The sequence below is a fragment of the Rothia sp. 110740021-2 genome, from assembly GCF_054263775.1.
This window is the reverse complement of record NZ_JBSZFE010000002.1, coordinates 214,517-238,960: the sequence shown is the minus strand read 5'-3', so window position 1 is coordinate 238,960 and position 24,444 is coordinate 214,517. Positions and strand designations below refer to the sequence as shown.

At 55.7% G+C, this 24,444-nt stretch carries 22 protein-coding genes; 14 read left to right on the top strand and 8 right to left on the bottom strand.

The window, feature by feature from the left end:
- The first annotated feature begins 13 nt into the window (after nucleotides 1–13).
- Together ACUXHH_RS06965 and ilvA are read left to right on the top strand one after the other, a co-directional pair.
- Nucleotides 14–1,240, top strand: coding sequence for an AI-2E family transporter (locus ACUXHH_RS06965; RefSeq protein WP_279741763.1), 1,227 nt, complete (start codon nucleotides 14–16; stop codon nucleotides 1,238–1,240).
- 211 nt (nucleotides 1,241–1,451) lie between these two features.
- The gene (gene ilvA, locus ACUXHH_RS06960) at nucleotides 1,452–2,705 is read left to right on the top strand and encodes a threonine ammonia-lyase (RefSeq protein WP_279790648.1); all 1,254 of its coding nucleotides are present in this window, start codon (nucleotides 1,452–1,454) and stop codon (nucleotides 2,703–2,705) included.
- Nucleotides 2,706–2,875: 170 nt separating this feature from the next.
- Here ilvA and greA read toward each other — a convergent pair whose 3' ends face one another.
- Nucleotides 2,876–3,373, bottom strand: coding sequence for a transcription elongation factor GreA (gene greA, locus ACUXHH_RS06955; RefSeq protein WP_279741765.1), 498 nt, complete (start codon nucleotides 3,371–3,373; stop codon nucleotides 2,876–2,878).
- 417 nt (nucleotides 3,374–3,790) lie between these two features.
- On the opposite strand from greA, the gene mca reads away from it, so the two are divergent.
- The 7 genes from mca (at nucleotide 3,791) to ACUXHH_RS06920 (ending at nucleotide 10,815) form a co-directional block, all read left to right on the top strand.
- Nucleotides 3,791–4,759 carry a mycothiol conjugate amidase Mca gene (mca, locus tag ACUXHH_RS06950; protein ID WP_279741767.1) on the top strand — a complete coding sequence of 323 codons (969 nt, stop codon included), beginning with the start codon at nucleotides 3,791–3,793 and terminating at the stop codon, nucleotides 4,757–4,759.
- Nucleotides 4,760–5,038: 279 nt separating this feature from the next.
- On the top strand, nucleotides 5,039–5,848 hold the full coding sequence (gene uppS / locus ACUXHH_RS06945) for a polyprenyl diphosphate synthase (RefSeq protein ID WP_279754287.1): 810 nt from the start codon (nucleotides 5,039–5,041) through the stop codon (nucleotides 5,846–5,848).
- 104 nt (nucleotides 5,849–5,952) lie between these two features.
- Nucleotides 5,953–6,480 carry a prepilin peptidase gene (locus ACUXHH_RS06940; RefSeq protein WP_458391113.1) on the top strand — a complete coding sequence of 176 codons (528 nt, stop codon included), beginning with the start codon at nucleotides 5,953–5,955 and terminating at the stop codon, nucleotides 6,478–6,480.
- A gap of 127 nt (nucleotides 6,481–6,607) precedes the next feature.
- Nucleotides 6,608–7,114: an NUDIX hydrolase gene (locus ACUXHH_RS06935; RefSeq protein WP_279754289.1), complete on the top strand. Its 507-nt coding sequence runs from the start codon at nucleotides 6,608–6,610 to the stop codon at nucleotides 7,112–7,114.
- 335 nt (nucleotides 7,115–7,449) lie between these two features.
- The gene (locus ACUXHH_RS06930; RefSeq protein WP_279741774.1) at nucleotides 7,450–7,923 is read left to right on the top strand and encodes a DUF6423 family protein; all 474 of its coding nucleotides are present in this window, start codon (nucleotides 7,450–7,452) and stop codon (nucleotides 7,921–7,923) included.
- 47 nt (nucleotides 7,924–7,970) lie between these two features.
- Nucleotides 7,971–9,227: an FAD-dependent oxidoreductase gene (locus tag ACUXHH_RS06925; RefSeq protein ID WP_279790639.1), complete on the top strand. Its 1,257-nt coding sequence runs from the start codon at nucleotides 7,971–7,973 to the stop codon at nucleotides 9,225–9,227.
- A 370-nt stretch (nucleotides 9,228–9,597) separates the two neighbouring features.
- Nucleotides 9,598–10,815, top strand: a complete 1,218-nt coding sequence (locus ACUXHH_RS06920; RefSeq protein ID WP_070482926.1) for an MFS transporter — start codon at nucleotides 9,598–9,600, stop codon at nucleotides 10,813–10,815.
- A gap of 132 nt (nucleotides 10,816–10,947) precedes the next feature.
- Here ACUXHH_RS06920 and ACUXHH_RS06915 read toward each other — a convergent pair whose 3' ends face one another.
- Nucleotides 10,948–12,354, bottom strand: coding sequence for a class II fumarate hydratase (locus tag ACUXHH_RS06915; RefSeq protein ID WP_458391112.1), 1,407 nt, complete (start codon nucleotides 12,352–12,354; stop codon nucleotides 10,948–10,950).
- Nucleotides 12,355–12,576: 222 nt separating this feature from the next.
- Nucleotides 12,577–13,296 (bottom strand): carbonic anhydrase, encoded by a 720-nt coding sequence (locus ACUXHH_RS06910; protein WP_279741781.1) that lies wholly within the window; start codon nucleotides 13,294–13,296, stop codon nucleotides 12,577–12,579.
- A gap of 403 nt (nucleotides 13,297–13,699) precedes the next feature.
- On the opposite strand from ACUXHH_RS06910, the gene glpX reads away from it, so the two are divergent.
- Complete coding sequence (gene glpX / locus ACUXHH_RS06905) at nucleotides 13,700–14,707, top strand: class II fructose-bisphosphatase (RefSeq protein ID WP_005508933.1); 1,008 nt, start codon at nucleotides 13,700–13,702, stop codon at nucleotides 14,705–14,707.
- Between the two features lie 182 nt (nucleotides 14,708–14,889).
- Here the strand turns inward: glpX and ACUXHH_RS06900 are convergent, their stop codons facing one another.
- The 3 genes from ACUXHH_RS06900 to ACUXHH_RS06890 all read right to left on the bottom strand — a co-directional run bounded on the left by ACUXHH_RS06900 (nucleotide 14,890) and on the right by ACUXHH_RS06890 (nucleotide 17,839).
- Complete coding sequence (locus ACUXHH_RS06900) at nucleotides 14,890–15,891, bottom strand: lipid II:glycine glycyltransferase FemX (protein ID WP_458391111.1); 1,002 nt, start codon at nucleotides 15,889–15,891, stop codon at nucleotides 14,890–14,892.
- A 19-nt stretch (nucleotides 15,892–15,910) separates the two neighbouring features.
- Nucleotides 15,911–16,549 (bottom strand): 5-(carboxyamino)imidazole ribonucleotide mutase, encoded by a 639-nt coding sequence (gene purE / locus ACUXHH_RS06895; RefSeq protein ID WP_458391110.1) that lies wholly within the window; start codon nucleotides 16,547–16,549, stop codon nucleotides 15,911–15,913.
- Between the two features lie 99 nt (nucleotides 16,550–16,648).
- Nucleotides 16,649–17,839, bottom strand: coding sequence for a 5-(carboxyamino)imidazole ribonucleotide synthase (locus ACUXHH_RS06890; RefSeq protein WP_279754293.1), 1,191 nt, complete (start codon nucleotides 17,837–17,839; stop codon nucleotides 16,649–16,651).
- Nucleotides 17,840–18,202: 363 nt separating this feature from the next.
- Between ACUXHH_RS06890 and ACUXHH_RS06885 the strand changes: the two genes are divergently transcribed.
- Entirely contained in the window at nucleotides 18,203–18,820 is a 618-nt protein-coding gene (locus ACUXHH_RS06885) for a GtrA family protein (RefSeq protein WP_458391109.1), read from the top strand.
- Between the two features lie 164 nt (nucleotides 18,821–18,984).
- On the opposite strand, the gene ACUXHH_RS06880 is transcribed toward ACUXHH_RS06885, so the two are convergent.
- Nucleotides 18,985–19,785, bottom strand: a complete 801-nt coding sequence (locus tag ACUXHH_RS06880) for a TIGR03089 family protein (RefSeq protein ID WP_458391108.1) — start codon at nucleotides 19,783–19,785, stop codon at nucleotides 18,985–18,987.
- A 679-nt stretch (nucleotides 19,786–20,464) separates the two neighbouring features.
- On the opposite strand from ACUXHH_RS06880, the gene ACUXHH_RS06875 reads away from it, so the two are divergent.
- From ACUXHH_RS06875 to ACUXHH_RS06865, 3 genes are all read left to right on the top strand, one after another.
- Entirely contained in the window at nucleotides 20,465–20,893 is a 429-nt protein-coding gene (locus ACUXHH_RS06875) for a WhiB family transcriptional regulator (protein ID WP_279741790.1), read from the top strand.
- Between the two features lie 20 nt (nucleotides 20,894–20,913).
- Entirely contained in the window at nucleotides 20,914–21,135 is a 222-nt protein-coding gene (locus ACUXHH_RS06870) for a DUF3499 family protein (RefSeq protein WP_049362309.1), read from the top strand.
- Nucleotides 21,136–21,281: 146 nt separating this feature from the next.
- The gene (locus ACUXHH_RS06865; protein WP_458391107.1) at nucleotides 21,282–22,598 is read left to right on the top strand and encodes a DUF1461 domain-containing protein; all 1,317 of its coding nucleotides are present in this window, start codon (nucleotides 21,282–21,284) and stop codon (nucleotides 22,596–22,598) included.
- 199 nt (nucleotides 22,599–22,797) lie between these two features.
- Here ACUXHH_RS06865 and ACUXHH_RS06860 read toward each other — a convergent pair whose 3' ends face one another.
- Nucleotides 22,798–24,435 carry a dolichyl-phosphate-mannose--protein mannosyltransferase gene (locus tag ACUXHH_RS06860; RefSeq protein WP_458391106.1) on the bottom strand — a complete coding sequence of 546 codons (1,638 nt, stop codon included), beginning with the start codon at nucleotides 24,433–24,435 and terminating at the stop codon, nucleotides 22,798–22,800.
- Between the last annotated feature and the right edge of the window lie 9 nt (nucleotides 24,436–24,444).

Below are 24,444 nucleotides of genomic sequence, written 5' to 3'. Positions count from 1 at the left end.
ATTTGGAGACACCGTGAAAATTACACCTATTGCAGAAGAACAAGTAGCCGAGGAGGAGCGCGGCTACCGGGTGCCTTTTGCTATGGAAGTTGCCGGTGCTTGGGCGTGGCGCATCATTATGATTGCCGGTGCCGGTTGGGTCCTTTGGAAAAGCCTGGGACACGTCTCCCTGCTGGTTATTTCTCTTCTGGTGGCTCTGCTGTTGGCGGCTCTGCTGAGCCCCGCCGTGATGCTTCTGCGTAAGAAGGGTGTTCGTGCCGGTGGCGCGGCGGCTATTGCCGAAATCGGTATGATTCTGGTGCTCGCCGGTATTATTTCGCTGACCGGTCAGCAGATTCTACGCGGTTTTGTGTCCATGGCGGATAATGCAATGCAGGGCTACCAGCGGCTGATTGGTTGGCTGAAGAACCTCGGCTACGAGTTCGGTGCAGACCAGCTGAACCAGCTGTTGAATCAGGCAGAAAATGCCGTCAGCAATAATCCCAGTTCTGTGTTGCACGGTGTATCCCAGGTGGGCTCGACCGCCGCTGAGGTTGCGACCGGTACCCTGCTGACCCTGTTTACCCTGGTCTTCTTCCTGATGGAGGGCGAGCGTATCTGGCTGTTCGTGACCCGCCTCTTCCCGAAGGATGCGCGTGCCGCTGTCAACGGTGCGGGTCGTGCGGGTTGGAAGTCCCTGGGTGCCTACGTGCGCGTTCAGATTCTGGTGGCGGCTATCGACGCTATCGGCATCGGTGTTGGTGCCGCAATCCTGGGTGTTCCGCTGGCTATCCCGCTGGGTGTACTGGTCTTCCTCGGCTCCTTCGTTCCGGTGATTGGTGCTCTCATTTCCGGTGCTGTGGCTGTGCTGCTGGCGCTGGTTGCTCTGGGCCCGGTGCAGGCGCTGATTATGCTCGGTATTGTTCTGCTGGTTCAGCAGCTCGAATCCCACATTCTGCAGCCGCTCATTATGGGCAAGGCTGTCTCCTTGCACCCGCTGGCGGTTATTTTCTCGGTGGCTGGTGGCTCCATTATTTTTGGTGCGGTGGGTGCTCTGTTCGCTGTGCCGACTCTGTCTGTGGTCAACACGGTGGTGCGTTACCTGGCGAATCGTGACTGGGAGAAGGAGGCACCTCGTGAGGAGGAGTTCCTCTTCCCGCATGAGCTAGAGCGCCGTAAAAAGGCTGAAGAGTCTGAAAAGGAGATAGAAGCTAAAGAGTCTGAAAGCTCTGAAGAATCTAAGGAATCTGAGAAGGCTTAGAACTCAGTTCATTGTGACTAACCGCGGGCTAGATGCTCGCACATAACCTAGAACGGGGGTCGTTCTTGCACTATCTGCTGAGAGTGCGGGGACGGCCCCTGATTTATGCCGGTTCATCCTCTAGAATGGAATGTGCACTGTGCCACCGCGCACCTTTAAACGTATGGGGCTAGGTGCCGCCCAGAATACGTACCCCCAGAATGGAAACCTCGTGAGCGTAGATCTCGACTCCCTGCCCGTGACCATCACCGACATTGAACGTGCCGCAGAGCTACTCGAAGGCGTTATTGAACGCACCCCTGTCGCTCATTCGCGTGCGCTGAGCCAGCGGCTCGGTTCCGAGGTTTTCTTCAAGTGCGAGAACCTGCAGCGTGCCGGTTCCTTCAAGGTGCGCGGTGCGTACGTGCGTATGGCGAAGCTTTCCGAGGAGGAGAAGAAACGCGGCGTCGTGGCGGCGAGCGCGGGTAACCACGCTCAGGGTGTGGCTCTGGCGGCTGATCGTTTGGGCATTAAGGCTCGTATTTACATGCCGCTGGGTGCGGCACTGCCGAAGATTACCGCGACCCGTGATCACGGCGCTGAGGTTGAGCTGCACGGTGTGACTGTGGACGAGGCTCTGGCGGAGGCGAAGCGCTACGCCGAAGAGACCGGCGCGGTGTTTGTGCACCCCTTCGACAATGAAGACATTATTGCCGGTCAGGGCACTATCGGTCTGGAAATCCTGGAGCAGGTTCCGGACGTTGACACCGTGATTGTGGGTGTTGGCGGCGGCGGTCTGCTCGCTGGTCTGTCCGCTGCTATCCGCGCGAAGGAGCAGAAGCTCGGTAAGAAGATCAATATTATTGGTGTTCAGGCAGAGCACGCGGCGGCGTACCCGCTGTCGCTCGCCGCGGATGCTCTGGTGCCGCTGAAGAAGGTTTCCACCATTGCGGATGGTATTGCGGTGGGTCGCCCCGGCCAGATGCCCTTCTCCATCATCAAGGAGCTGGTGAACGATGTGGCGACTGTGAGCGAAGATGATATCGCTCGGGCTTTGATCTTCCTGATGGAACGTAACAAGCTTGTGGTGGAGCCTGCCGGTTCGGTACCCGTGGCGGCGCTGATGAACGGCAAGTTGAAGGAAGAGTACGGCGACCTGGGTACGGTCGTGTGTGTGCTCTCCGGCGGCAATATTGATCCGATGCTGATGCTGAAGGTGATTCAGCGTGGTCTGTCTGCGGCTGGCCGCTATATGACTGTGAAGATGATGCTGTCTGATCGTCCGGGTGAGCTGGCGACCATTTCCCGCATTATTTCTGAGAACGACGCGAACGTGACCGGTGTGGATCATACCCGTGTGGGTGGTTCGCTGTCCATGGGCGATGTGTCGATTACCATCGACATGGAAACCAAGGGTGTGGAGCATTGCCGCCAGGTGATTTCTGCCCTGGAGGATGAGGGTTTCAAGCCCATCATCGTCTACTAAGCAGATATATTTATTAGCCGACGAGCTATAGCGTTGCCTCAAATCAGATGATTGGAAGCAACCAGATAGACGCAAGCAAGCAGAAAAAACAGTGTGGGGTCCTGAACTTAAACGGTCAGCACCCCACACTGTTTGTTTTAAGTCTAGCGTTGTCTCTTAGCTCTAACTTCTCAGCCCAGGTAGGGGGTTGCGGAGATAATCTTGGCGCTCAGTTCCTTACCGTTCGGAGCGGTGTAGGTGACTTCGTCACCCTGCTTAGCGCCCATAATTGCTGCGCCGAGGGGGGACTTCTCAGAGAAGACCTTCAGGTCGCTACCTGCAGGCAGAGTGTCCTCAATTTCGCGGGAGCCGAGTAGGAACTTCAGGGTGCGGCCGGCAACCTCAGCTTCGATAACCATGCCGTGTTCTACCACGCCGTCGTCAGCGGGAGTATCGCCGATGTGTGCAGTTTCCAGCAGATGCTTGAGCTGCTTGATGCGTGCCTCGTTCTTAGCCTGCTCGTCACGTGCAGCGTGGTAGCCGCCGTTCTCGCGGAGGTCACCCTCATCGCGTGCCTGCGCGATGCGGTCAACAATTTCCTGGCGGTACGGGCCGGAGAGGTGCTCCAGCTCCTCGGTGAGGCGGTCGAAGGCGTCCTGAGTGAGCCATGCACCGGTGTTTTCAGCCATGTGTGTCCTTTGCTTATGCGCCGGCTCTGCCGGTGCGAAACGAATAAACCCGCTACCGTGCGCCATAGAAAAAGGCGGGGAGGCGGTAACGGAATGAATCAACAGACCTATTCTAGAGCACTGGAGGATTTTCGGCTGTTACGCCGGTCGTATCTTCCCCTCTGAGCGCATCTTCATCGGTACGCATGCCGGTAGCTGAACGTTCTGCCAGCATCAGCCTGTTTCTTGCCCGTGAATCTGCTGATAAGGTGGGGTATTTCAGGATGTCACACGGTGTCATCTGCGCTAGTGCACTGGCGCTATCCTTGGGTATCATACGAGAAGCTACAGCCGTAAAATTTCTGCCGCGTAGCGCTCGCATTTGCGAGTCACAGACATATTATCCGCATTCTGGCGCATCACATAAAGGAGACCACCGTGAGCGAAGCCATTGAACAGCTGAAGGCAAACCTGCCGACTCACCCTCCCGTGGACTCCCTCAAACCCCTGGATGAGAACTACACTGGTCTGCGCATCCTCGCGGTGCACGCGCACCCGGATGACGAGTCCTCCAAGGGCGCAGGTACTGCTTCGGCGTATATTGCCCGTGGTGCCCGCTTCATGGTGGCGACGATGACCGGCGGCGAGCGTGGTGACATCCTGAATGAGGAGATTGCTAAGAGCCCGCGTGCGCACCGTGACCTGCCGGGTCTGCGCCGCGCTGAGATGGCGGTTGCCCGCGAGATTATGGGTATTGAACACCGTTGGATTGGCTTCTTCGACTCTGGTCTGCCCGAGGGTGACCCCATGCCGCCTCTGCCCTTCGGTAGCTTTGGTACCATGCCCCTGGACCGTGCCGCTGCGCCGCTTGTGCGTTTAGTGCGTGAGTACCGCCCGCACATCATCATCACCTATGACGAGATTGGCGGCTACCCGCACCCCGACCACATCATGACCCACAAGGTTGCCGTGGAAGCATTCGAGAAGGCGGGCGACCCCGAGGCGTATGTGGGTGAGGGCGAGCCCTGGACCCCGATGAAGCTCTACTATGACCGCGCGTTCAACCCCGAACGCACCCTCATCCTGCACGAGCATCTGCTCGATACGCACGGTGAGAGCCTGCTGAGCGGCTGGATTGAGAACATCGCGTACCATGCAACGTCGGGGGCGCCTCGCCATGAGACTACGACCCGCATTCTGGTTCACGAGCACTTTGAGCAGCGCGATCAGGCGCTGCTGGCGCACGCCTCGCAGGTGGATCCGAACGGCGTGTTCTTCGCCGTTCCTAGCGAACAACTGAAGGATATCTGGCCTTGGGAGGACTACACGCTGGCTGCCTCACATGCTGAAGTTCAGCTACCCGAATCTAGCCTGGATGAGGGCCTGAGCGACTACTACGTTATCTAGCGTGGGATGCATCGCCCCACGTTAGCCAATGATGCCTTTCACTCACGATACGAGTCGTGGGTGAAGGGCATCAACCATTCTTAGGTACGCGATGTGCGCAACCCCTTCACACACCCCCGCATGCCACCACTAGCCACCACAAATTTTGAGCCGATTCTCAGCCCAACCGTGATGCCGATTGCCGCGAAGGTACGGCGCGGCGGAGTAGAATAGGAGCTTGGGCTCTTTCGTTATGAGCCTGCTGAATTATCGCCACGACAGCCGAATGAGGTATGAGCTATGAGCGCCAATGCCCTGCCTGTGATTACTGTGCACGGCCACGCCAGCAACCCCGGCACTGTCACTGAGCCTACCGTCTATGAGCAGGCTCTGGCGCGCTCGCTGAGCCCCGAATCCCTGCCTGCACATATTGGAGTGCTGGTGGACGGTAACCGCCGCTGGGCGGCTCAGCGCGGTTTGAGCACCCGTGAGGGCCACGCCGCCGGTGCGGAGCGAATTATTGATTTTCTGGCGTGGTGTACTGAGCTGTCGATTCCGCAGGTGAGCCTGTACATGCTCTCCACCGAGAACCTGAAGCGCCCTGAGAAGGAGCTGACCGGTCTGGTCGCGGTGATTGATACCTTCCTGGTGCGTCTAGTGGACTCCGCCTGCGGTCCGGTGCGCGCCATCGGCAATATTGACCTGATTCCTCGCCAACTGCACGAGCGCTTAGATTGGGCGATTGAGCAGACGGCGCACCTGCCCGGTGTTCGTGTGAACATTGCGGTCGGCTACGGCGGTCGCCATGAGATTGTGGACGCGGTCCGTTCGGTTCTGCGTGAGGCCGCCGCCGAGGGTGCATCCTTGGAATTGCTTGCTGAACAGCTGAGCGTAGAGGATATTTCTTCGCATCTGTACACCGCCGATATGCCCGACCCGGACCTGCTGATTCGCACTTCGGGCGAGCAACGCCTGTCTGGTTTCATGACCTGGCAGAGCGCGTATTCTGAGTTTTATTTCTGCCCCGCTTTATGGCCGGATTTTACTCGCGTTGATTTTCTGCGTGCCTTGCGGGATTACGCGAACCGTTCCCGCCGCTTCGGTTCCTAGAACTTAGATGCTCTAGCGCCTATGCGCTCTAGCACCGCTGGCTCGTATTTCTTGGCTAGCAGGTTTCGGTAGTACCGCCTCCAGCAATACAGAATGGACGTTCTATGCTCGCTGAGCTTTCCCGCCTCTACAACGCAGGCGGCGCCTCCGTTATTGCCGCTCTGGTGCTCGGCAGCTACCTGCTGTATTTTTTGTGGTGCGCCCTGCGGCTGTGGCGTATTGACGTGCGGGAGCACCGTCTGCCCCACCGCATCCTGATCCCTCTGGCTATTGCCACCTATACGGCGTTGCCTGTGTCTTTGCTTTTTGCCGGTCGCCCCGCCGATATTTGGCGCGTGATGGGTGCCGGTCTGGCGCTGTGGTTCTGCTACGGGCTTCTGCGTATTCTGTCTTTTGGCGCGCTGGGCCGCGGGGATGTGAAGCTTGCCGGCATTCTGGGCGGCGCGCTCGGGTACCTGTCCTGGGCAAATCTGGGGTGGGCGTCGCTGGTGACGTTCCTTGCCGGTGGTCTGGTGTCTTTGGCTCTGGTGCTGTTCACGAAGGCGCGCGGTAGCACCCGCATTGCCTTCGGTCCGTTTATGCTTCTGGGCGCGCTGGTGGCGTTGGCGGCTCCGGCATATTTTCTGTGGTAGATTCCGAAGTGGGGTGACCGTCCGGCTAAGTGACGGGCTCATTATTCGTGCGGCTCGTAGCTGTTTGCTCTGCTCTCTAGCACCTATTTCTCGACAGAACTGCCGGGACTTTTGAAAGGTTGATGTTATGCCTACTCCTCCCTATATTCGTAAGCTGCGTGAGCGGATTGGTTCGGATTACCTGTGGCTCTCCGGTGCGACGGCTGTGGTGTACCGTGAGCAGGATTCTAAGGTGCTGCTGGTGCGCCGTAGCGATAACGGGGCGTGGACCCCGATCACGGGCATTGTAGACCCGGGGGAGAGTCCCGCACTGACCTGCCTGCGTGAGGCGCAGGAGGAAGCGAACGTGCAGATTGAGGTGCTGGAGCTGGCTCAGGTGAAGGCTGACCCGCCGATGCAGTTCGGTAATGGTGACCGCTGCCAGTTCTTGGACCATACGTTCTTGTGCCGCTGGGTTTCTGGTGAGGCGAAGGTGAACGACGAGGAATCTTCGCAGGTGCGTTGGGTGGATGTGTCTGACCCGGAGGAGCGTGCGTTGCTTTCGGAGCGGATGCTGGACCGTATTGATGCGGCGCTGAACTATGACGGCCACTGCCGTTTTGGGCTGGAATCGGTGCCGCCGGAAGAACTTTAGACCGGCTACTAGACTCCGTAAAAGCTACCGAGTGAGGCGTGTAGATACAGAAGGAGGGGCGACCCGCCGTCATGGCGAGTCGCCCCTCCCAGCATTTTTACAACAGTTTGTTACATGTTATTGGGTGGTTCTTCCTGCTTTTCTGTGGGAGTGAGGGGCTGGAGGCCTAAAATTTGCCGTGGCTTTATTTTGTTTTTGTCTTTTTTACTTTAAGTTGTGCCTGTGTGTCGAGTTATGAGTGGTACACATGAGATGCTTTATATATGACACAGGTTACATCGGGAGTGGTGACCCCATATCAGTCACCCGAGAAAATTCGTTCACGTGATGTTCAGATGACTGCAGTTGCTTTCCTTGAGACTCGAACAATTCTTGTCTCTGGAACTCTGGAAACCAGTGACCGGGCGGTCATGGTTACCTATGATTTGCCTTCAGAAGGTGAGTGGACCTTCATTAAGGTGGAGACAAACCTGTCTAATCAATCATGGAGCAGCTGGATTATGAGCGTGGACGATGATGGTGAATTTGTGGAGGATGCTGCTCGCCCAGCTATCTCGCAACAGTTCTCACAGGTCGTCTATAGCGCTGATCATCGGAGGCTAGGATTCTTTGATGGAGAGGTTCGACCGGGAGAGGCAGTCCTGAAGCAGTTTACCGTTCGAGCTCCGTCGCGTCGGTTTTACATGAGCCACGGACGCAGGCATCGCCCTCAGGGAACTCCTGTTGATGAGATTTTCTCTGAAATTCTAGAGGGGTACACTCTGGATTCTTCTTACGAAATTTTTGTTCCAGTTGAAATTCGCTATTAGTAAAATGCCTACCTATTTGTAATAGGTAGGCATTTTAGGAGGTAAGTATGGGTAACTATAAAAATTACTTTTTTGTGCCACCTGGATATTTGTTGGATAGTCCCAGGGGGAGGCAGGAAATTTTAAAAAATGTAGTTGATTTGCAGGAGATGCCCTCATTTCATGACTATATCGATTCTGAAGGTTATTTGGATGTGGTTATAGTCGGGGGAGGTTTGTCTGGAATCAATCTTGCCTCATCTATCTTTCATGTTGATGGATTAAAGTATGTAATTGTTGATCCACATAAAAGGTTGGGCGACAAATTTTTGTCCATGTGTAATTCAATTGGTCAAAATGTAATGAGGTCTCCATATGAACATCATCCAGGTTGCCAATTTGTTCACGATTGTGAATTAGTGGATTTTGCTCGAATTAAATACAGTTTCCTTACTGTGACGGAAAGGGAACAAGTTAAAATGTCAATCATGGGGCATCGATCCATAGTTCCTATGGATGTTTTTGAAGGGTTCGTGCGTCATGTGATTGAATTGCATGAACTCGAAAAAAGGCACATTGAGGATGAAGTGAAAAATATTTCCAAGATGGGTGGATATTATACTGTTTCGCTTAAATCTGGAATTATGCTTAAATCTCGCAATGTTGTTTTTTGCACTGGTCAAGAATCTATTGAAGTACCAGATGGGTATAGTACCCCCTGGGACTTGAATACTCTCCAGGAGGCAAAGCCAGGAGATAAGTTTGCGGTATTTGGAGGTGGGCAAACAGCTGCTACTTTGACTTATGCGCTCTTGAAATTAGGTGCTAACGTTGATTTATATCATAGAGGCGAGTCTATTACTTTTCGTTGCGCAGATGTTCCTGCTGAGTTTTTCAGGCCTGAAGGGCGAGAAAAATACAGAAAAAGTTCATCTTTAGGATTTAAAAAATCTTCAGTTATGCATGAGTATTTAGATATATTTAATGCTTATAGGGCTAAGGGATTCCTAAATATTTATCCAATGGCTCACCTGAAAGACCGTTCTATCTATGTGGATGGAATTAGGGTTGATGGTGAAGGAATGGGTTATAAAAAAATTATTCTCTGTTTTGGTTTGGTGCCGAAGAGTTTTCGTTGCCTTATTGATGAGAGTATAGATATCTGGGATGTGGATTATTGGTGTGCTATTCATGATGGATTGTATGTATTGGGGGCAGGGGCTGAGGCCGCCTTGGGTCCTGCGGCTAAGAATATTGATGGGCATAGAGTTGGCGTGATTAGAATTTTGGATTCTATTACAAGGAAGAGCGAAAAACTAAAATGAAATATTTTGATTTAGTTAAGAGTTTGCCTGATGACTATCCAGGTATTTCTCAATGTGAAATTGTTATGATGTCTTTGGGAAATGAAGTTTTGTATGCTTCTCTTCAAGATTCATTAAACTCCTGCAGGGATACAATGTGTTTGGGGGAGCATATTTTAAGAGGCGAAATCCTATCTCATAGGAATTGGCCTGTATGTAAGGAGGTGGAGGATACTGTCAATATTGTCTCTAGCAAAGTTCAGATTCCTAGGACAACATTTCATTATTCTGCCTATAAATCTTTAAGGCATGCCATTTTTTGTGAACTAGGATCATCGTGTTCATCACAATTGTTAGCAGCTATTTTGATGCGTGCTGGAAGGAATAAAGCATGACAACACATAAAATACCGTGGAGAATCTACGTAGCCCTTATCGGCTCTCTGGTAGGTACAGGAATATATTCCTTCGCCCTACCCATCGCGATTCTCGCTAGTACAGGCGAAATTGGGTTAGCTGGCGTGATGGCAGTAGCCATGCAAATCCCCAATATCGCCTTGGCATATCCACTAGCAACCCTATCTGATAGTCTGCCTCGAAAACCTATGATCGTGATTGCCGGGGCAGTAAACATCCTCAGCATCCTTACCTTGGCGTTGATGATTGAGCAGCATATGCTGTCATGGTTCACCATCGCCGCACTAGGATTTGTGAGCGGTGTCTTCTCCGAACTGGCTGCTGCCTCAGAAGCGGGATATATTCCGCAGCTTCTCGGACGAGAAAACCTTCTTTCGTACAACGCACGTCGTGAAATTTGCGAGGGAATATCCGCAATCATTGCGCCCCCTACAGCAGGATTTATTGTTCTTGTCGCGGGTGCAACGGTCGGTCTTATCGTCCCGGTGCTCCTTTTCGGAGCGGCAACTATTTCATACGCAACGTTGCCATCTGTAGAGATGGAAACTAAAACTGAGCAACGCGAAACCGCACAACATGGGTTTATCCACCGGATGTTTGACGGTATCCAATACATGTTCTCCGGTGCCCCGCAGAGACTTATCCTTGTCTACACGTTCTTCTTGGCGGCAGCTACGGCATCGTATTCACTCATCATTATTTACCGCCTGTACGAGGAACTCACCTTTGAAGCCTCAGTGGTAGGCATGATTATGGCCTGCAGCGGTATCGGTGGTATCGTCGCGGCGCTCATCATCGATCGTTTCCTCTCTTTCGAGAACACACGAGGAATGCTGCTGGTCGCCAACGTCGTATCCCTGCTCGGAATACCGCTCGTCACCATCAGCAATAACCCCGTAGTGCTCGGAGCCTTGCTCTTCATCCTGGACGTAGGATGGGCATCAGCTTTCATCTTCTCCAACAATCTGCGTGACTGCATTACACCGAATGAGCTACTGGGGCGTGCCAGCTCTCTTGACGGTGCCGTGTTTGGGCTAGGAACGCTGTACTCCATGGGTGCGGTAGCACTGATGCTTGACCATCTAGGCTCCTTCAACGCTGCACTCGTCGTCAGTATCCCGGCTGTACTCTGCCTCATCTACACGCTGGTCCACTATAAACAGTTCAAAGTGTTCAACATCGTTGAACAATAGTGAGAACCCGCTACCCACTTAATGACGGGGCGGAGAACATACACAGAAGGAGGGGCGACCCGCCGTCATGGCGAGTCGCCCCTCCCTCTATGGTTAAGCCGCGAACCTCAGAGGAGGTTCAGGCGGGTGAGATTAGAAGTTGCCCAGCATCTTGGTGACGTCCAGAGCCGCATCCAGCTGCTCCTCAGTCACTTCGCCGCGCTCCACATAACCCAGAGCCACAACTGCCTCACGGACAGTCACCTTGTGAGCCACCGAGTACTTAGCAATCTTCGCAGCAGCCTCGTAACCAATCAGCTTGTTCAGCGGGGTCACGGTCGACGGCGAAGCCTCAGCCAGGAAGCGGCAACGGTCAACGTTAGCGGTCAGACCGTCAATCATCTTCTCAGCCGAAACGCGAGAAACATTAGCGAGCAGGCGGATCGACTGCAGCAGGTTAGCAGCCATCACCGGGATACCCACGTTCAGCTCAAACGCGCCGTTAGTGGATGACAGAGCAATGGTTGCGTCGTTACCGATAACCTGAGCGGCAACCATGATGGTAGCCTCACAAATCACGGGGTTGACCTTACCGGGCATAATCGAGGAGCCGGGCTGCAAATCGGGGATATGTAGCTCGCCCAGACCGGTGTTCGGGCCCGAACCCATCCAGCGGATGTCGTTGCTGATCTTCATCAGACCGTACGCCAGGGTGCGCAGCTGACCGGAAACCTCAATCAGACCGTCACGGTTAGCCTGAGCCTCGAAGTGGTTACGAGCCTCGGTCAGGGGCAGGCCGGTCTCCTCAGCGAGTAGCTCAATCACGCGAGCGGAGAAGCCGTCCGGGGTATTAATGCCGGTACCCACAGCGGTACCGCCGAGGGGAACCTCAGCTACGCGGGGCAGGGAAGCGTTCACACGCTCAATGCCGTAACGTACGGTTGCGGCGTAACCGGAGAACTCCTGGCCCAGGGTGATGGGGGTTGCGTCCATCAGGTGGGTACGACCGGACTTCACAACGTCCCTGAACTCTGCGGACTTGCGCTCCAGGGACTCAGCGAGCACCTCGAGAGCAGGAATCAGGTCCTTTACCAGAGCCTCGGTCACAGCAACGTGCACGGAGGTGGGGAAGACGTCGTTAGAGGACTGGGATGCGTTCACGTGGTCGTTGGGGTGAACCTCAATGCCCTTGGACTCCAGGGAACGGGTTGCCAGGGTTGCCAGGACCTCGTTCGCGTTCATATTCGAGGAGGTACCGGAACCGGTCTGGAAGACGTCAATGGGGAAGTGGGCGTCGTAGTCACCGGTTGCTACCAGATCCGCTGCGTCGCGGATAGCCTGGGCGCGCTCAGCGTCGAGCACCTTGAGTTCCTCATTGGCGGTCGCGGCTGCCTTCTTCACGAGGGCAAGCGCACGAATATGGGCGGATTCGAGGGTCTGACCCGAAATCGGGAAGTTCTCGACTGCGCGCTGGGTCTGTGCACGGTAAAGTGCATCAGCCGGAACGCGAACTTCGCCCATGGTGTCATGTTCAATGCGGTATTCAATGTTTTCAGCCATACCTCTAGGATAGGCGTTCAAAGTGGCTTACGTCGCCTCGAAAAGGTGTCAAATGAGGAAAAACGCTTATAAATTTTGCGGCGTGAGAAGGCGTGTAAAACCCCCCGCCCCGGCAGATGTGTGAACACTCTACCGTGGCGGGGGTATCCCATAGAAAAATCTGTTCTTCAGTGTGAGTATGTGGGTTCTCGCTCTACGGCTCGTAACGAGTGAAGAAGAAATCTAGTCCAGGTTCTCAGCAACCACAACGCGCGGGGGGGTCTTCACGACCACCGGAAGCGCCTGAGTCAGCGGGTTCTGCGCGCCGTTCTTCTCCTCAGGCAAGGTTAGGTCCTGTGAAGTGAACACCAGCTCCGCCTTACCCTCCTTCAGATGGTAGAAGACACCAATCACGGCGACCTTGCCCTCAACCACTGCATCCGAAATGATGTGGGACTGCTCAATAATGCGGATAGCGGTCTGGCGGGTATGTTCACGCACCATGTCGTTGACGGTCGGGTTCTCCGGCAGCTTCGGAGACATTGCCGAAGGCAGGATGTGCTGCACCAGGTTACGGATGAAGCCGTGTGGCATCCTACCGGAGTCTAGGGCATTGCTAGCAGCAGTGACCGCACCACAGGAGTCGTGGCCAAGAACCATCACGACAGGGGTCTCAAACTCATCGACCGCATACTCGAGCGAACCAAGAGCAGCATTCTCCAGCACATGGCCGGCGGTACGCACCACGAATGCGTCGCCCAGACCCAGATCAAAAATAATCTCCGCGGCCAGACGAGAGTCACCGCAACCAAAAATTGAGGCAAATGGGAACTGCCCCGACGCCAAATCGGTACGGCGAATCGTGTCCTGGTTGGGGTGCTCGTTACTGCCCTCAATAAAACGACGGTTGCCGTCTCGAAGACGCCTCCACGCCTCAGCGGGAGTCGGTTGAATGCCAGCCATGTGATGCTCCTTAGCGGACAGGGATAGGAACTCGTATATGCTCACCCGCTCGTTTCTGTGAGCGGTAGTGGGGAAGCTTCAATCGCTCATACTGAAGCTCAGGTTGGTTCCGGGGTCCCGTGAAATAACCTATCTCAAATATGCCTTAAAAATGCAAAAAATAGCTAGTTCGGCACACCTTCCCGTGCCCAAGAGTACAAAAAGATGCATAAAGAGAGATGAAGCCCTCACAGATTTGCCGCATCTGCTCACGATAAAGTCAACACGCACGCAAACTCGTTCAGAACAAGAAAAACGAAGCGCCCGCGCGCTATCCTGAAAGGAGCACTACTGCGTCGGCGACTTCGTGCTGGAAAGAACCAGCCAGCCGACGGATGTACTCAGAATCCTCGAAGGTGAGTCTATGACTACGAATAATAACCACGGCGACCGCAACCTCGCAATGGAACTGGTTCGCGCGACTGAAGCAGCAGCAATTGCTGCAGGCCCCTGGGTCGGCGCAGGCGAAAAGAACCTCGCAGATGGTGCAGCCGTAGATGCAATGCGTTACCGCCTCTCCACCGTCAACTTCAACGGCACCGTTGTTATCGGTGAAGGTGAAAAAGACAAAGCCCCCATGCTGTACAACGGTGAGAATGTCGGCGACGGCTCCGGCCCCTCCCTCGACGTGGCAGTGGATCCCATCGACGGCACCCGCCTGACCGCACTAGGTATGGACAACGCTCTTTCCGTGATTGCTGTGGCAGACGGCGGTACCATGTTCGATCCCTCCGCAGTGTTCTACATGGAGAAGCTGGTCACCGGCCCTGACGCCGCAGAATTCGTGGATTTGCGTCTGCCCGTCAAGCAGAACCTGCACCTGGTTGCTAAGGCTAAGGGCAAGAAGGTCAGCGAGCTAACCGTTTGCGTGCTGGACCGCCCCCGCCACGCTAAGCTGATTCAGGAAATCCGTGAGGCAGGCGCTCGTACCCGCATCATCCTCGACGGTGACGTTGCAGGTGCTATCGCAGCCTGCCGCGAGAACACTGGTGTGGACCTGATGCTCGGCACCGGCGGCACCCCCGAAGGCGTTGTCGCAGCCTGCGCTATCAAGGCAACCGGCGGCGTCATCCAGGGCCGCCTGGCACCGACCGACGAGGCAGAGCGCGAAAAGGCACTGGAAGCCGGCCACGACCTCGACCGCGTGCTGACCACCAACGACCTGGTCACCAGCGACAACTGCTTCTTCGCCGCAACCGGTATCACCGACGGTAAGCTGCTGCGCGGCGTTCGCTACAGCAAGAACGTTGTGACCACCCAGTCGCTGGTTATGCGTTCCTCCTCGGGCACCGTGCGTACCGTCGAGGCTGAGCACCGCCTCTCCCGCCTGCGCGAGATCCTCTCACACACCAAGAGCCCCGAAGAGCAGTAATCTTCGAAGAGCAGTAATCTTCGCCCCCGCAAGGGCTGAGGAGCCGCGTCAAGACTCCTCAAACATTGCGCATAACATACACAGGGAGCCGCCCCCACCGAAGAACTCGGTGAGGGCGGCTCCCTCATGTATTTAGCTTTTAGTTCTCAGGATACGCCCCAGTAACGGTGCGCCTGAACCCGTTAGCGAGAGCGGAAAGACTGAACCTTCGCCTTCGCCTTCGACACAGCATCACGAACTGCCGGACGAGCCTTGTACGCCAGCGTGTAGGCGCGGTAACCCAGCGAGGACACCGGAACATCCCAGGTACCCGGGTACTCCACAGACTCGCCACCGAAGGACTTCTTGAACTTCGTGAAACCAGCCCACTCGTGGTCCGGCTGATCCTCCGGCGCAATACCGAACAGGTCAACGTACTTCAGACCCTTGCGCTTAGCGTCCAGGATGAAGTTCGTCACTACTACAACACCTGCACTAAGGTTGCGGTGCTCAAAAGAAGCCGCAGCGTGCGCGTAGGTGCGGGTGTCATCCGAATCGTACACAAATGCCGCCGCAATCGGGATGCTCTCACCGTTCTCATCGGTCAACTTCGCAATGTACAGGGACGCCGCACCGGCGGGCATCAGCACCCGAGCAACCTGCATCAGATACTCATCCTGCTGACGGTTAAAACCGTTGCGGTCCGCGGTTTCCTCGAGGAAGCCGAAGAGAATCGTCATATCCGAGGGATTGGTCGACACCTCAATGGTCACGCCCTTCTTGTGGAGATTACGATGACGATTACGGTAACTGGAGCTCATTCCCTTGAGGATTTCGTCCTCGGTGCCCGAGAGATCAATAATCTGCGTATGCGAGGGCTGCACCTGGCGAGGAGCCAGAACCGCACCGCGACGAGCCAAGAAAGCAGCCGCATCCTGATCGCCCCAAATAGCGGATTCAGTCGGCTCAATGCGCACAAACAGGCAACGATGCTTCGCGGCTTCTTCCTTCAACGACGCGAGAGCCTCATCAAAAGCCACAGCGCTGGAGGCGACCGGTCCGTACGGGCTGTACAGGTAGCGGCCGGTAGCGCTCCCCTCAACGGTTGCAAGGTACGACCAGCCGTTACCGCTCTTGCGGATTACGGTGTGACCATTAGATTCCTGAAAACGCGCCCAAATATCGGACTGAAGAATATTGCTCATCCTTCTAGTGTATCTGAGCTTAGGGGACGTAAGCCTGGGGCTCCGACGACGCTTCGGAATCGGGAGTGGGCCGGGGTGCAGAGGAGCTCTCCTCCGCCTCGCGCTCAGCTACTGCCTTAGCCTTAGCCTCAGCAAGGCGGGCGCGCAGAGCGGCTCCCTTGTCCATAGCGGTCTGGCGCAGATTCTGAGAGAACTGACGCAAATCAGTATGAACCTGCTGAGCGAATGCATCAGTACCCGAACCCAGAATACGCAGAGCCAGCAGACCCGCATTGCGAGCACCGTTAATGGAGACGGTAGCTACCGGAACACCGGCGGGCATCTGAACGATCGACAGCAGCGAGTCCATGCCCTCGAGGTTCTTCAGGCGCACCGGAACACCAATCACGGGTAGTGCGGTGACGGAAGCGAGCATACCGGGCAGGTGAGCGGCACCGCCTGCACCGGCAATAATCACGCGAATACCGCGGCTGTGAGCCTTCTTGCCGTACTCAATCATGTCCTCGGGCATGCGGTGTGCAGAAACAACATCAGCCTCGTAAGGGATGCCGAACTCGTCCAGAACCTCGGCTGCGGCCTCCATGACCGACCAATCCGAATCCGAACCCATCACAATGCCAACAATGGGCTGGGAAGAATCATAGGGAGACTGAGACATAATCCTCATATCCTTTCAGGATGCGGTGGCGAACCACCATCAATAGGGTGCGTCGGATACGCAGGATGCTCTCACCCCACGCACCGGCTAAAACAGGGGCTACAGGGGGCGGCCGTCACGCAAAATGGAGGCGGCATTCGCGGCGCTATGGCGCAGCGCCTCAAGCTCAGCCACCGTACCGGTAATGTTTACGTGACCAATCTTGCGGCCCGGACGAGTCTCCTTGCCGTAGAAGTGGATCTTTGCGCGCGGTTCAGCCGAAAGCGCCAGCGGGTAGACGCCAAAGATATCTTCGTTCTCGCCGCCCAGGTAGTTCTTCATCACGGCAACACCCTCCAGCACGGAGGTATCACCCAGCGGAAGGTCGAGTACCGCACGCAGGTGCTGCTCGAACTGGCTGGTCACCGAGCCGTCCTGAGTCCAGTGGCCGGTGTTGTGCGGGCGCATCGCCAGCTCGTTGATGTAGAAGCCGGCGGGGGAGCCGGGAACCTCGAAAAGCTCAGCTGCCATTACACCGGTCACGCCCAGCTCGGAGGCAATGGTCACCGCAGCGGCTGCGGCAGCCTCAGCGATATCGGGGTCCAGGTCCTGTGCGGGTGCAATAACCTCGTCACAGATGGAGTTCACCTGAATCGTCTCAACAACCGGCCAGGGGCGCACCTCGCCGCTTTCACGGCGAGCCACCAATGCGGAGAGTTCACGGGTGAAGGGTACCTTCTCCTCGGCAAGCAGAGCGGAGAAATCGGTGCGGGAAGGTAACTGCTCAAACCATGCAGCACTGCGCTCGCGAGCCTCCTCTGGGGAATCCAGAACGAGTACACCCTTGCCGTCGTAGCCGCCGCGCGGGGTCTTCAGCACAACGGGCCAGCCAATCTCATCACCGAAAGCAAGCAGCTCATCCAAAGTGCTCACTTGAGCCCAGCGAGGGTTCGGCAAACCCAGACGCTCGACAGCCTGGCGCATGAGGAGTTTATCCTGTGCGTACTGCAGAGCCTCCGGGTGGGGTTGTACATTTACGCCTTCTGCCATGAGGGTGCGCAGAAATTCGGTGGGCACATGCTCATGGTCGAAAGTGATGACATCCTTGCCGCGAGCAAATTCGCGGAGGGTGTCCAAATCCTTGTAGTCCCCGACGGGTGCGGTACGTACCGCTGCCACGGCGCCAACGGTGGGCGCCTCCGCGAGAATCTGCAGGTTCAGGCCAAGGTTAGTTGCTGCGGGAGCCATCATGCGGGCCAGCTGGCCTCCGCCGATGACGCCAATTACGGGTCCAGTCACAGGGTAAGTCACAGCACCTAAGTGTACCGGTTTCAGAGTGCTTATGGGAGCAAGACCACATTAAGGTCACAGAATGGGTTTAACTGGGCGGTAGAGCCCAATATTTGGGCGTAAAAGCCGGAAGAAATCGTAAAAACCTGCCTTCTGCACGGTCAGGCAGAGACGAAACTATCAGCGCATGATGAAAAGAGTCACTCGGTGGCTGAGAGATCTATGGAAAAACTCCCCGAGGGACAAACAACGCACCGGAACTGTATTAACATGGAAGAGCTTGTAAAAGAGACCGAAGCACCATGCAGTGACAACGTAACCAACGCTCACCGTTGCAGCATCGGCACCTTTTTCTTTGATAAAATCCCGCTAGATAGGCCACGCATGAGTGCACAGACGAAACTGACCATTACCGAACGCTTGAAATCCCTCTGGGACAGCTACGGTATTGAGGTACTCAAATTCGGTACCGTGGGCGGTGCCGCCTTCATCGTCAACTCTGTGACGGTGTGGGTGCTGATGATGACCATCATGTCGGAGTCCCACACCAAGGCGAAAATTGTAGCGAGTGTTGTCGCAACCATCTTCTCCTGGCTCATGAACCGCCTGTGGACCTTCCGCGACTCCCGCTCCGAAAACTGGAAGCGCGAAGCACTCGAATTTGGTCTGGTGAACCTGCTCGGTATTCTCGTCGAAGCCGGCTGTGTGGCATTCAGTACCTACGTGCTGAACCTTCGTACCCCCGAGGCGTCCTTCATCTCCGGTACGATTATCGGTACCATCCTGGGTACCATTCTTCGCTACTTCCTCTACCGATTCTGGGTGTACGGATCGCACCGCAAGCAGGTTGAAAAGGGCGAAGGCACCGATCACGAAGAGCTCGGCCGCATGTTTGATGAGGCTGCTGCCATTCTCGAAGGCGAAGAACCCACCAAGCAGAAGGCACGCTTTGAGACGTCTGCATCCGAGGCGCAGCCGAAGCCCGGCTTGCAGAACTACTAAGCTCCTCGGAATGTAGAAACAGCATAGTTAGAACGTTACATAACAATCCATCCCCCGATACGAACGGTATCGGGGGATGGATCATTTAAAGTCCTATGTGCATGTTGGTGATCCGGGCGGTCGTTAGCCATCCGTGCGATTTTTCGGGTAACAGTGGAGGAGTACTACGCGCGGGGAAGCTCGACCGCACGCTCAGCAACCATCAGAGACGCCAGCTGCCCATCCTGCCAGTTGACGCTCGGATCAGCCACAAACACCGCATGCCCCGAAACCAAAATAGCTAGCACCTCCAGCAGAGCGCTCAGAGCCGCCTCTGAAGCATCAAAACCGTAGTCGGGGCTCAACTCCAGTGCGAGCGCCCGCTGCCCCGAAGGTAGCATGTATCCCGCCGTGCGATAGGTCTGTGCCTGCGTAAGAACCTGCTCGTAGGCTTCCGCGTAGCTGAAACCCTCAATGATTTCTGCCGAATCATTGGGAAGCAGACCCGAGTACTGGTCGCTAAAGCTGCGCACCAGGGCGCAGTAATCGAGCACCTCCTCGGCGTGCGGAGCCAGTGCCTGCAGATTGTCGGTGTAGGAAAGAGCCAGCGGTGCACGGTCGACCGCCAGAAGGTACGCGGGGTCATTCGTGTAGCCCGCCTCCTGCTCGGTGCAGACCGCAGCAACCAGCGGCTCGTCCTGATCAAGGATCGCGCCCACGCGTAGTGCCGCCAGACCCAGAACAATAGTGCGCCAGTGCAGGGGAGCCTGCAGGTCAAAACCTTCATCGGGCGCCAGTTCACATTCTTCAACCAGCAGGTTTGCGCTCTTGTCTACCCAGTTCATGAGGACCCTGCCGGAGAGCTCAATGCGCTCGCCTGCCGCCGAATACCAGATCAGGGCGGGGGTCTGCTGAGCACTGAGTTTCTCGAAGAAACGGTTCAGAGTCGTGGGTGCGGAAGCGCTGGTGGGGGAGAGAATAACCATGGGTTTCACTCTACCTCACGGTTCAGAGGGAGCGGAGGTAAAGGGGTGGTTCTGCGGGGAGGGGAGTAACCGTTACCGGGCTAGAAAAGTACAGAAGTAAAGTAAAAACTTCTAAGGGGTGCTTGAAAAACCTAATGATGAAAAACCTTTGGACCACCTAAGGTCCTATTTTGAAATATGGCATGCAGATAAATTGGAAATATAAATGTTTCGCAATAAGCCTGGAAAAAATATGCAGAGCATGGGTATCGAAAAGATAAACTTTTCTTTTTGAATGTCCTGAAAATTTCTGGGAGTGGGGTTTGGGGGATTCCTGCAGGGGTAACTTTCCTTATATTTGGAGTCAAGATACTGAATTTGCATGCAGTGGCAACTGGTCCTAAAAAGGGGAAACTTGAGGCTGACTCAAGATGTGACTGGGGGCAAGTGAAGGGGTGAAAAATATATAAAGGTCAAATTCACATTAAATATGAAGATTGTAACAAGTACATCTAAACATTGATTAAGTCTAGTTTGACGAAGCGGCGTGTCGCACGTCTAATAGATATATAAGCGTGTTTGCTCCGGAAGGGACCGTAGAGGCCAGAGCAAACCATGCCACACCATACACATGAAGATTCCGTCTACGACGGATCCGCAGACTCATTATGCTCACAATGAGAACACGGAAGGAAAACCCATGGGCTCCTACATTGCATCCGACCGCTCCGTCGCGGCCGCGCGCGCATCAGGCGCTCAGCACCGTAGCATGAATCCCACTCCACCCCTCGAAAAAATCGCCGATGTCTTTCTCTCAGAAGCAGAACGAGCCAAGCAGCTCAACCCCCCTCCCTGCGCCGACGTGTGGACCGCCGCGGCAGGGCTCTACGGAACCGAAGGCGAAGACGGAGAACTCGCCTGGCAAGCTGAAGCGCTCTGCGCCCAAACTGACCCCGAGGCCTTCTTCCCTGAGAAAGGAGGCTCCACCCGAGACGCCAAAAGGGTATGCGGCGTATGCCCCGTGCGCGAAGAATGTCTACAATATGCAATGGACAATGACGAGCGCTTCGGAATCTGGGGCGGGCTGTCAGAACGTGAACGCCGCCGACTGCGCAAGCAGACGAGCTAAGCCAGGAAGGTACCACCTACATGCAGACTGCACGACTATGCTCCCGCCAGACCTGCCAACGAGAGGCGACTGTTACTCTCCACTACTCCTATGCAGACTCCACGGCACTTATCGATGCACTCTCTGAATTCCGCGAACCCCACGCCTATGACCTCTGCGACCATCACGCTGCACGGCTGACTGCACCCCAGGGTTGGCGAGTGGTCTACAAGGTACCCGTTCAAGACACCACCGAATCCTAGAATTCAAAACCAAGAATTAAACACCCGAATGTAAAGAACCTTCCGCGAATTCATGCGGAAGGTTCTTTGCATATGAGAAACTGGCAGATAGCATAGACACCCGCAACTCACCCAAACACCGACCACTCGAAAAGAACGCGAGATCCATGACCAAAGAAACACACCGAGGGATGTGGGGCGCACTGCGCCCGGCCATCCGTCGCACCAGTGCCGAAGAACTACTCCACGCCCGACGCGCTGAAATTAAAGCCAGCGAACCGGCTCCGTACACCGGCGCCTTCGGACGCATTGCAGCAGACGTACCCACCGTCGCCGAAGAACTCGACCTGCCCACCGGGAGCGTACCCGTCGTCCCTGCACGCAGCAAACTACGCGAACAGGGCGTCGGCACCCGCGTGCGCACCCGCACGAACGTCTCCACCGGTTTCGTGCCCCTCGTACGAGACTCGAAGACCACCCCCAAAAACCCGACGCTCAGCGACCTCAATCGCGAAACCATGCAGAAGGCCGCTGAAGCAGAAGCCAAAAATGCGGTCGAAGCACAAACCATCGATACCGCGGAGGCGGCAAGCGCCTCCACCGCCGGACGTAAGTACCGCACCGAAACCACCCGTACAGGTCACACCCAAACGGTCGCAGACCCCAACGCGCCGCTGTCCTCCCTGGCGGCCTCACCCGAGGCAGCAGAACGCGCCGCAGCCCGCGAAGATGCCGTGGAAGACACCCCGCGCTTCCTCAAGCTCCGCGCAACCCTCATCGCGCTCACAGTACCGCTGACCGTACTCATGATTGCGATCCGCACCGTAGCCTCCGCCCCCTTCCTCTGGTTTGAATACCACCGCCCCGGATTCCCCGAAGACAGCTACGGCTACTACCTCATCGAGAGGATGCGCCTGGGCTCCTACGGCGTGGACTACATCAACAACTTCGCGCCGCGAGAATACCTCGCCCGCGTCACCACCGGTGCCGACAATACCCTCGCCTTCACCGAAGCAGAAGTGAACCACATGCACGACGTGAAGTGGGTACTGCTTGTCGCCATCATAGCTGTTGCCGCGCTCTTCCTACTGACGCTCTTTAGTAGCATCTCCCTGCGTGAACGCTCCCCCGGAACCATCCGCCGTAGCCTCTTCTCTGGCGCTTGGATTACCCTGGGACTCATCGCGGTGCTCGGCGTTATGGGCTTCTTCAATTGGGAATGGCTGTTCACCACCTTCCATCAGGTGTTTTTCCCGCAGGGCAACTGGGAGTTTTCCGTACGAAGCTCGCTCATCCGCCTCTACCCGCCGCAATTCTGGATCGATACAGCAATCGCTGTAGCGGTCCTCATGGCAGCGCAGATTACCCTCCTGCTCGTGGCCACCTGGCCCACCAAATACCGCAAGCTCAAGGCAGAACGCCGCCGCCAGGAACGCCAGGAGCTGCGCGTCAAGCTTGCTTCCGCACGAGTCGGTGACAACTAGAAATCATCAGCCACTTCACCATGCAAGCCAGCGCGGAAAGGGCATGACAGGGGGGCTGGGCTCTACCACACGGTAGAACCCAGCCTCCTTCGTTATACCTAAGCTCGCATCGCTCGCGCTGCGACCCAGGTCTAAAACCAGGACTAAAACCTCAGCCTAGACCCCCAGCCTAAAACCCAAGCCCAAAAGCCGAGCTATCCTAAATCCAGGACTTAAACCACATATGCGAATACCACTGCTCATACGGAATCACCTGAGCAGTCCACAACGGTATAAAGTACGCGCTCAACACCAGCACACCCACCAGGTAAATCGCCACCAGCGTCACGCCCAAACGAGCACGCAACACCGAACCGCGAGAACCCGACAGAGCCAGACCCAAAACACCCGCCAACAGTAGAATCAGGAACGGCTCAAAGGACAGCGCATAGAAATAGAACATCGTGCGAGTCGGGTACATAAACCACGGGAAATAGCCCGCACCGAATACAACCAGCAGCGCACCAAAACGCCAATCCCGCTTCAGCAGCAGAATCAGAAGCGCCACAATAATCGCCGGAATAAAAGCCCACCAAATCGCCGGGTTACCGATATTCAAAATAGCCTCGGAACACGACTTCACGGTACAACCCGAAGAACCCAACTGCGGCGACTCATAGTAGTACGAGGTTGGGCGACCCAAAACCAGCCACTGCCACGCCTGCGAAGAATATGTATGCGGGCTGCTCAAACCAGAATGGAACTTAAACGCCGAGACATGGTACTCCCACAGGGAACGCAAATCCTCAGGAAGCCACATGACACCCTTACCCGGGTTCTCAACCGCCCAGCGACGGAAATACGCATTCGACGACTGGAACCAGCCCGCCCAAGTGCTCAGATACACCAGCAGACCCACACCAATCATCTGGAAGAATGCGGGGATGCCATCACGCACCAGCGCCGTCAAACCCCACTTGTTCAGACCCACAATACGGCGAGCATTAATATCCCAGAACACCGTCAGCAGACCCATCGCCGCAATAAAGAACAACGAATTCCACTTCACGCCCACCGCAGCGCCGGCACATACACCGGCAGCGAAACGCCACAGACGCAGACCCATACTCGGGCCCCATGGCGTCGGTGGAAGCACACCGCTATTTTGGCGTGCTGCTTCCGCAATATGGTGCGCCAACACACCCCGCGCCTGAATACGGTCAAGCACCAGACACACAAAAGTCGCCAAAATCCAGAACATCTGGAAAATATCCAGCAGAGCCAGACGAGACTCCACCAGCATCAGACCATCAACAGCAGCCAGTAGCGCCGCAATAGTCGCCACAGTCATCGAACGGAACAGCAACCAGCCAGAATAGGCAATCAACGCCACCGACAGGGTGCCAACCACCGCAGCAGAAACACGCCAACCAAAGGGATTATTATCACCAAAAATCGCCATGCCCGCAGCAATCATCCACTTACCCAACGGCGGATGCACCACATACTCCGGCGAATCCGTCAACAGACCCGACGGGTGACCGGCAGCGAAGGAAGCATTAGCCTCCTTTGACCAGCTCAGCTCATAGCCGTAATGCACATACGAATAGGCATCCTTGGCGTAGTAGGTCTCATCAAAAACAATGGCATTCGGATGCGCCAAATTATAAAAACGCAGAATGCCGGCAACCAGCACAATCAATGCAGGCGCCAACCAACCCCAACGCGGGGCACGAATATAGGCAACAGCGAGCGCATCCAGCAGAGAATCGAGGCTGTAACGACCATGTTCAGACGAAGAACGGGTCGAATCAGCCGGAGCGGCAGATGCGGGAGAAAGTAGCTTAGGTATCTTCACCCCATCAAT

What these genes read in the sequence shown, in the direction of transcription:
- glpX (WP_005508933.1), top strand. Translation starts at nt 13,700, where the DNA reads ATGACTACGAATAATAACCACGGCGACCGCAACCTCGCAATGGAACTG.
- ACUXHH_RS06920 (WP_070482926.1), top strand. Translation starts at nt 9,598, where the DNA reads ATGACAACACATAAAATACCGTGGAGAATCTACGTAGCCCTTATCGGC.
- ACUXHH_RS06880 (WP_458391108.1), bottom strand. Translation starts at nt 19,785, where the DNA reads ATGGTTATTCTCTCCCCCACCAGCGCTTCCGCACCCACGACTCTGAAC.
- uppS (WP_279754287.1), top strand. Translation starts at nt 5,039, where the DNA reads ATGAGCGCCAATGCCCTGCCTGTGATTACTGTGCACGGCCACGCCAGC.
- ACUXHH_RS06930 (WP_279741774.1), top strand. Translation starts at nt 7,450, where the DNA reads ATGACTGCAGTTGCTTTCCTTGAGACTCGAACAATTCTTGTCTCTGGA.
- ACUXHH_RS06885 (WP_458391109.1), top strand. Translation starts at nt 18,203, where the DNA reads ATGAGTGCACAGACGAAACTGACCATTACCGAACGCTTGAAATCCCTC.
- ACUXHH_RS06915 (WP_458391112.1), bottom strand. Translation starts at nt 12,354, where the DNA reads ATGGCTGAAAACATTGAATACCGCATTGAACATGACACCATGGGCGAA.
- ACUXHH_RS06875 (WP_279741790.1), top strand. Translation starts at nt 20,465, where the DNA reads ATGGGCTCCTACATTGCATCCGACCGCTCCGTCGCGGCCGCGCGCGCA.
- ACUXHH_RS06870 (WP_049362309.1), top strand. Translation starts at nt 20,914, where the DNA reads ATGCAGACTGCACGACTATGCTCCCGCCAGACCTGCCAACGAGAGGCG.
- greA (WP_279741765.1), bottom strand. Translation starts at nt 3,373, where the DNA reads ATGGCTGAAAACACCGGTGCATGGCTCACTCAGGACGCCTTCGACCGC.
- ACUXHH_RS06935 (WP_279754289.1), top strand. Translation starts at nt 6,608, where the DNA reads ATGCCTACTCCTCCCTATATTCGTAAGCTGCGTGAGCGGATTGGTTCG.
- ACUXHH_RS06900 (WP_458391111.1), bottom strand. Translation starts at nt 15,891, where the DNA reads ATGAGCAATATTCTTCAGTCCGATATTTGGGCGCGTTTTCAGGAATCT.
- purE (WP_458391110.1), bottom strand. Translation starts at nt 16,549, where the DNA reads ATGTCTCAGTCTCCCTATGATTCTTCCCAGCCCATTGTTGGCATTGTG.
- ACUXHH_RS06910 (WP_279741781.1), bottom strand. Translation starts at nt 13,296, where the DNA reads ATGGCTGGCATTCAACCGACTCCCGCTGAGGCGTGGAGGCGTCTTCGA.
- ACUXHH_RS06865 (WP_458391107.1), top strand. Translation starts at nt 21,282, where the DNA reads ATGACCAAAGAAACACACCGAGGGATGTGGGGCGCACTGCGCCCGGCC.
- ACUXHH_RS06940 (WP_458391113.1), top strand. Translation starts at nt 5,953, where the DNA reads ATGCTCGCTGAGCTTTCCCGCCTCTACAACGCAGGCGGCGCCTCCGTT.
- ACUXHH_RS06925 (WP_279790639.1), top strand. Translation starts at nt 7,971, where the DNA reads ATGGGTAACTATAAAAATTACTTTTTTGTGCCACCTGGATATTTGTTG.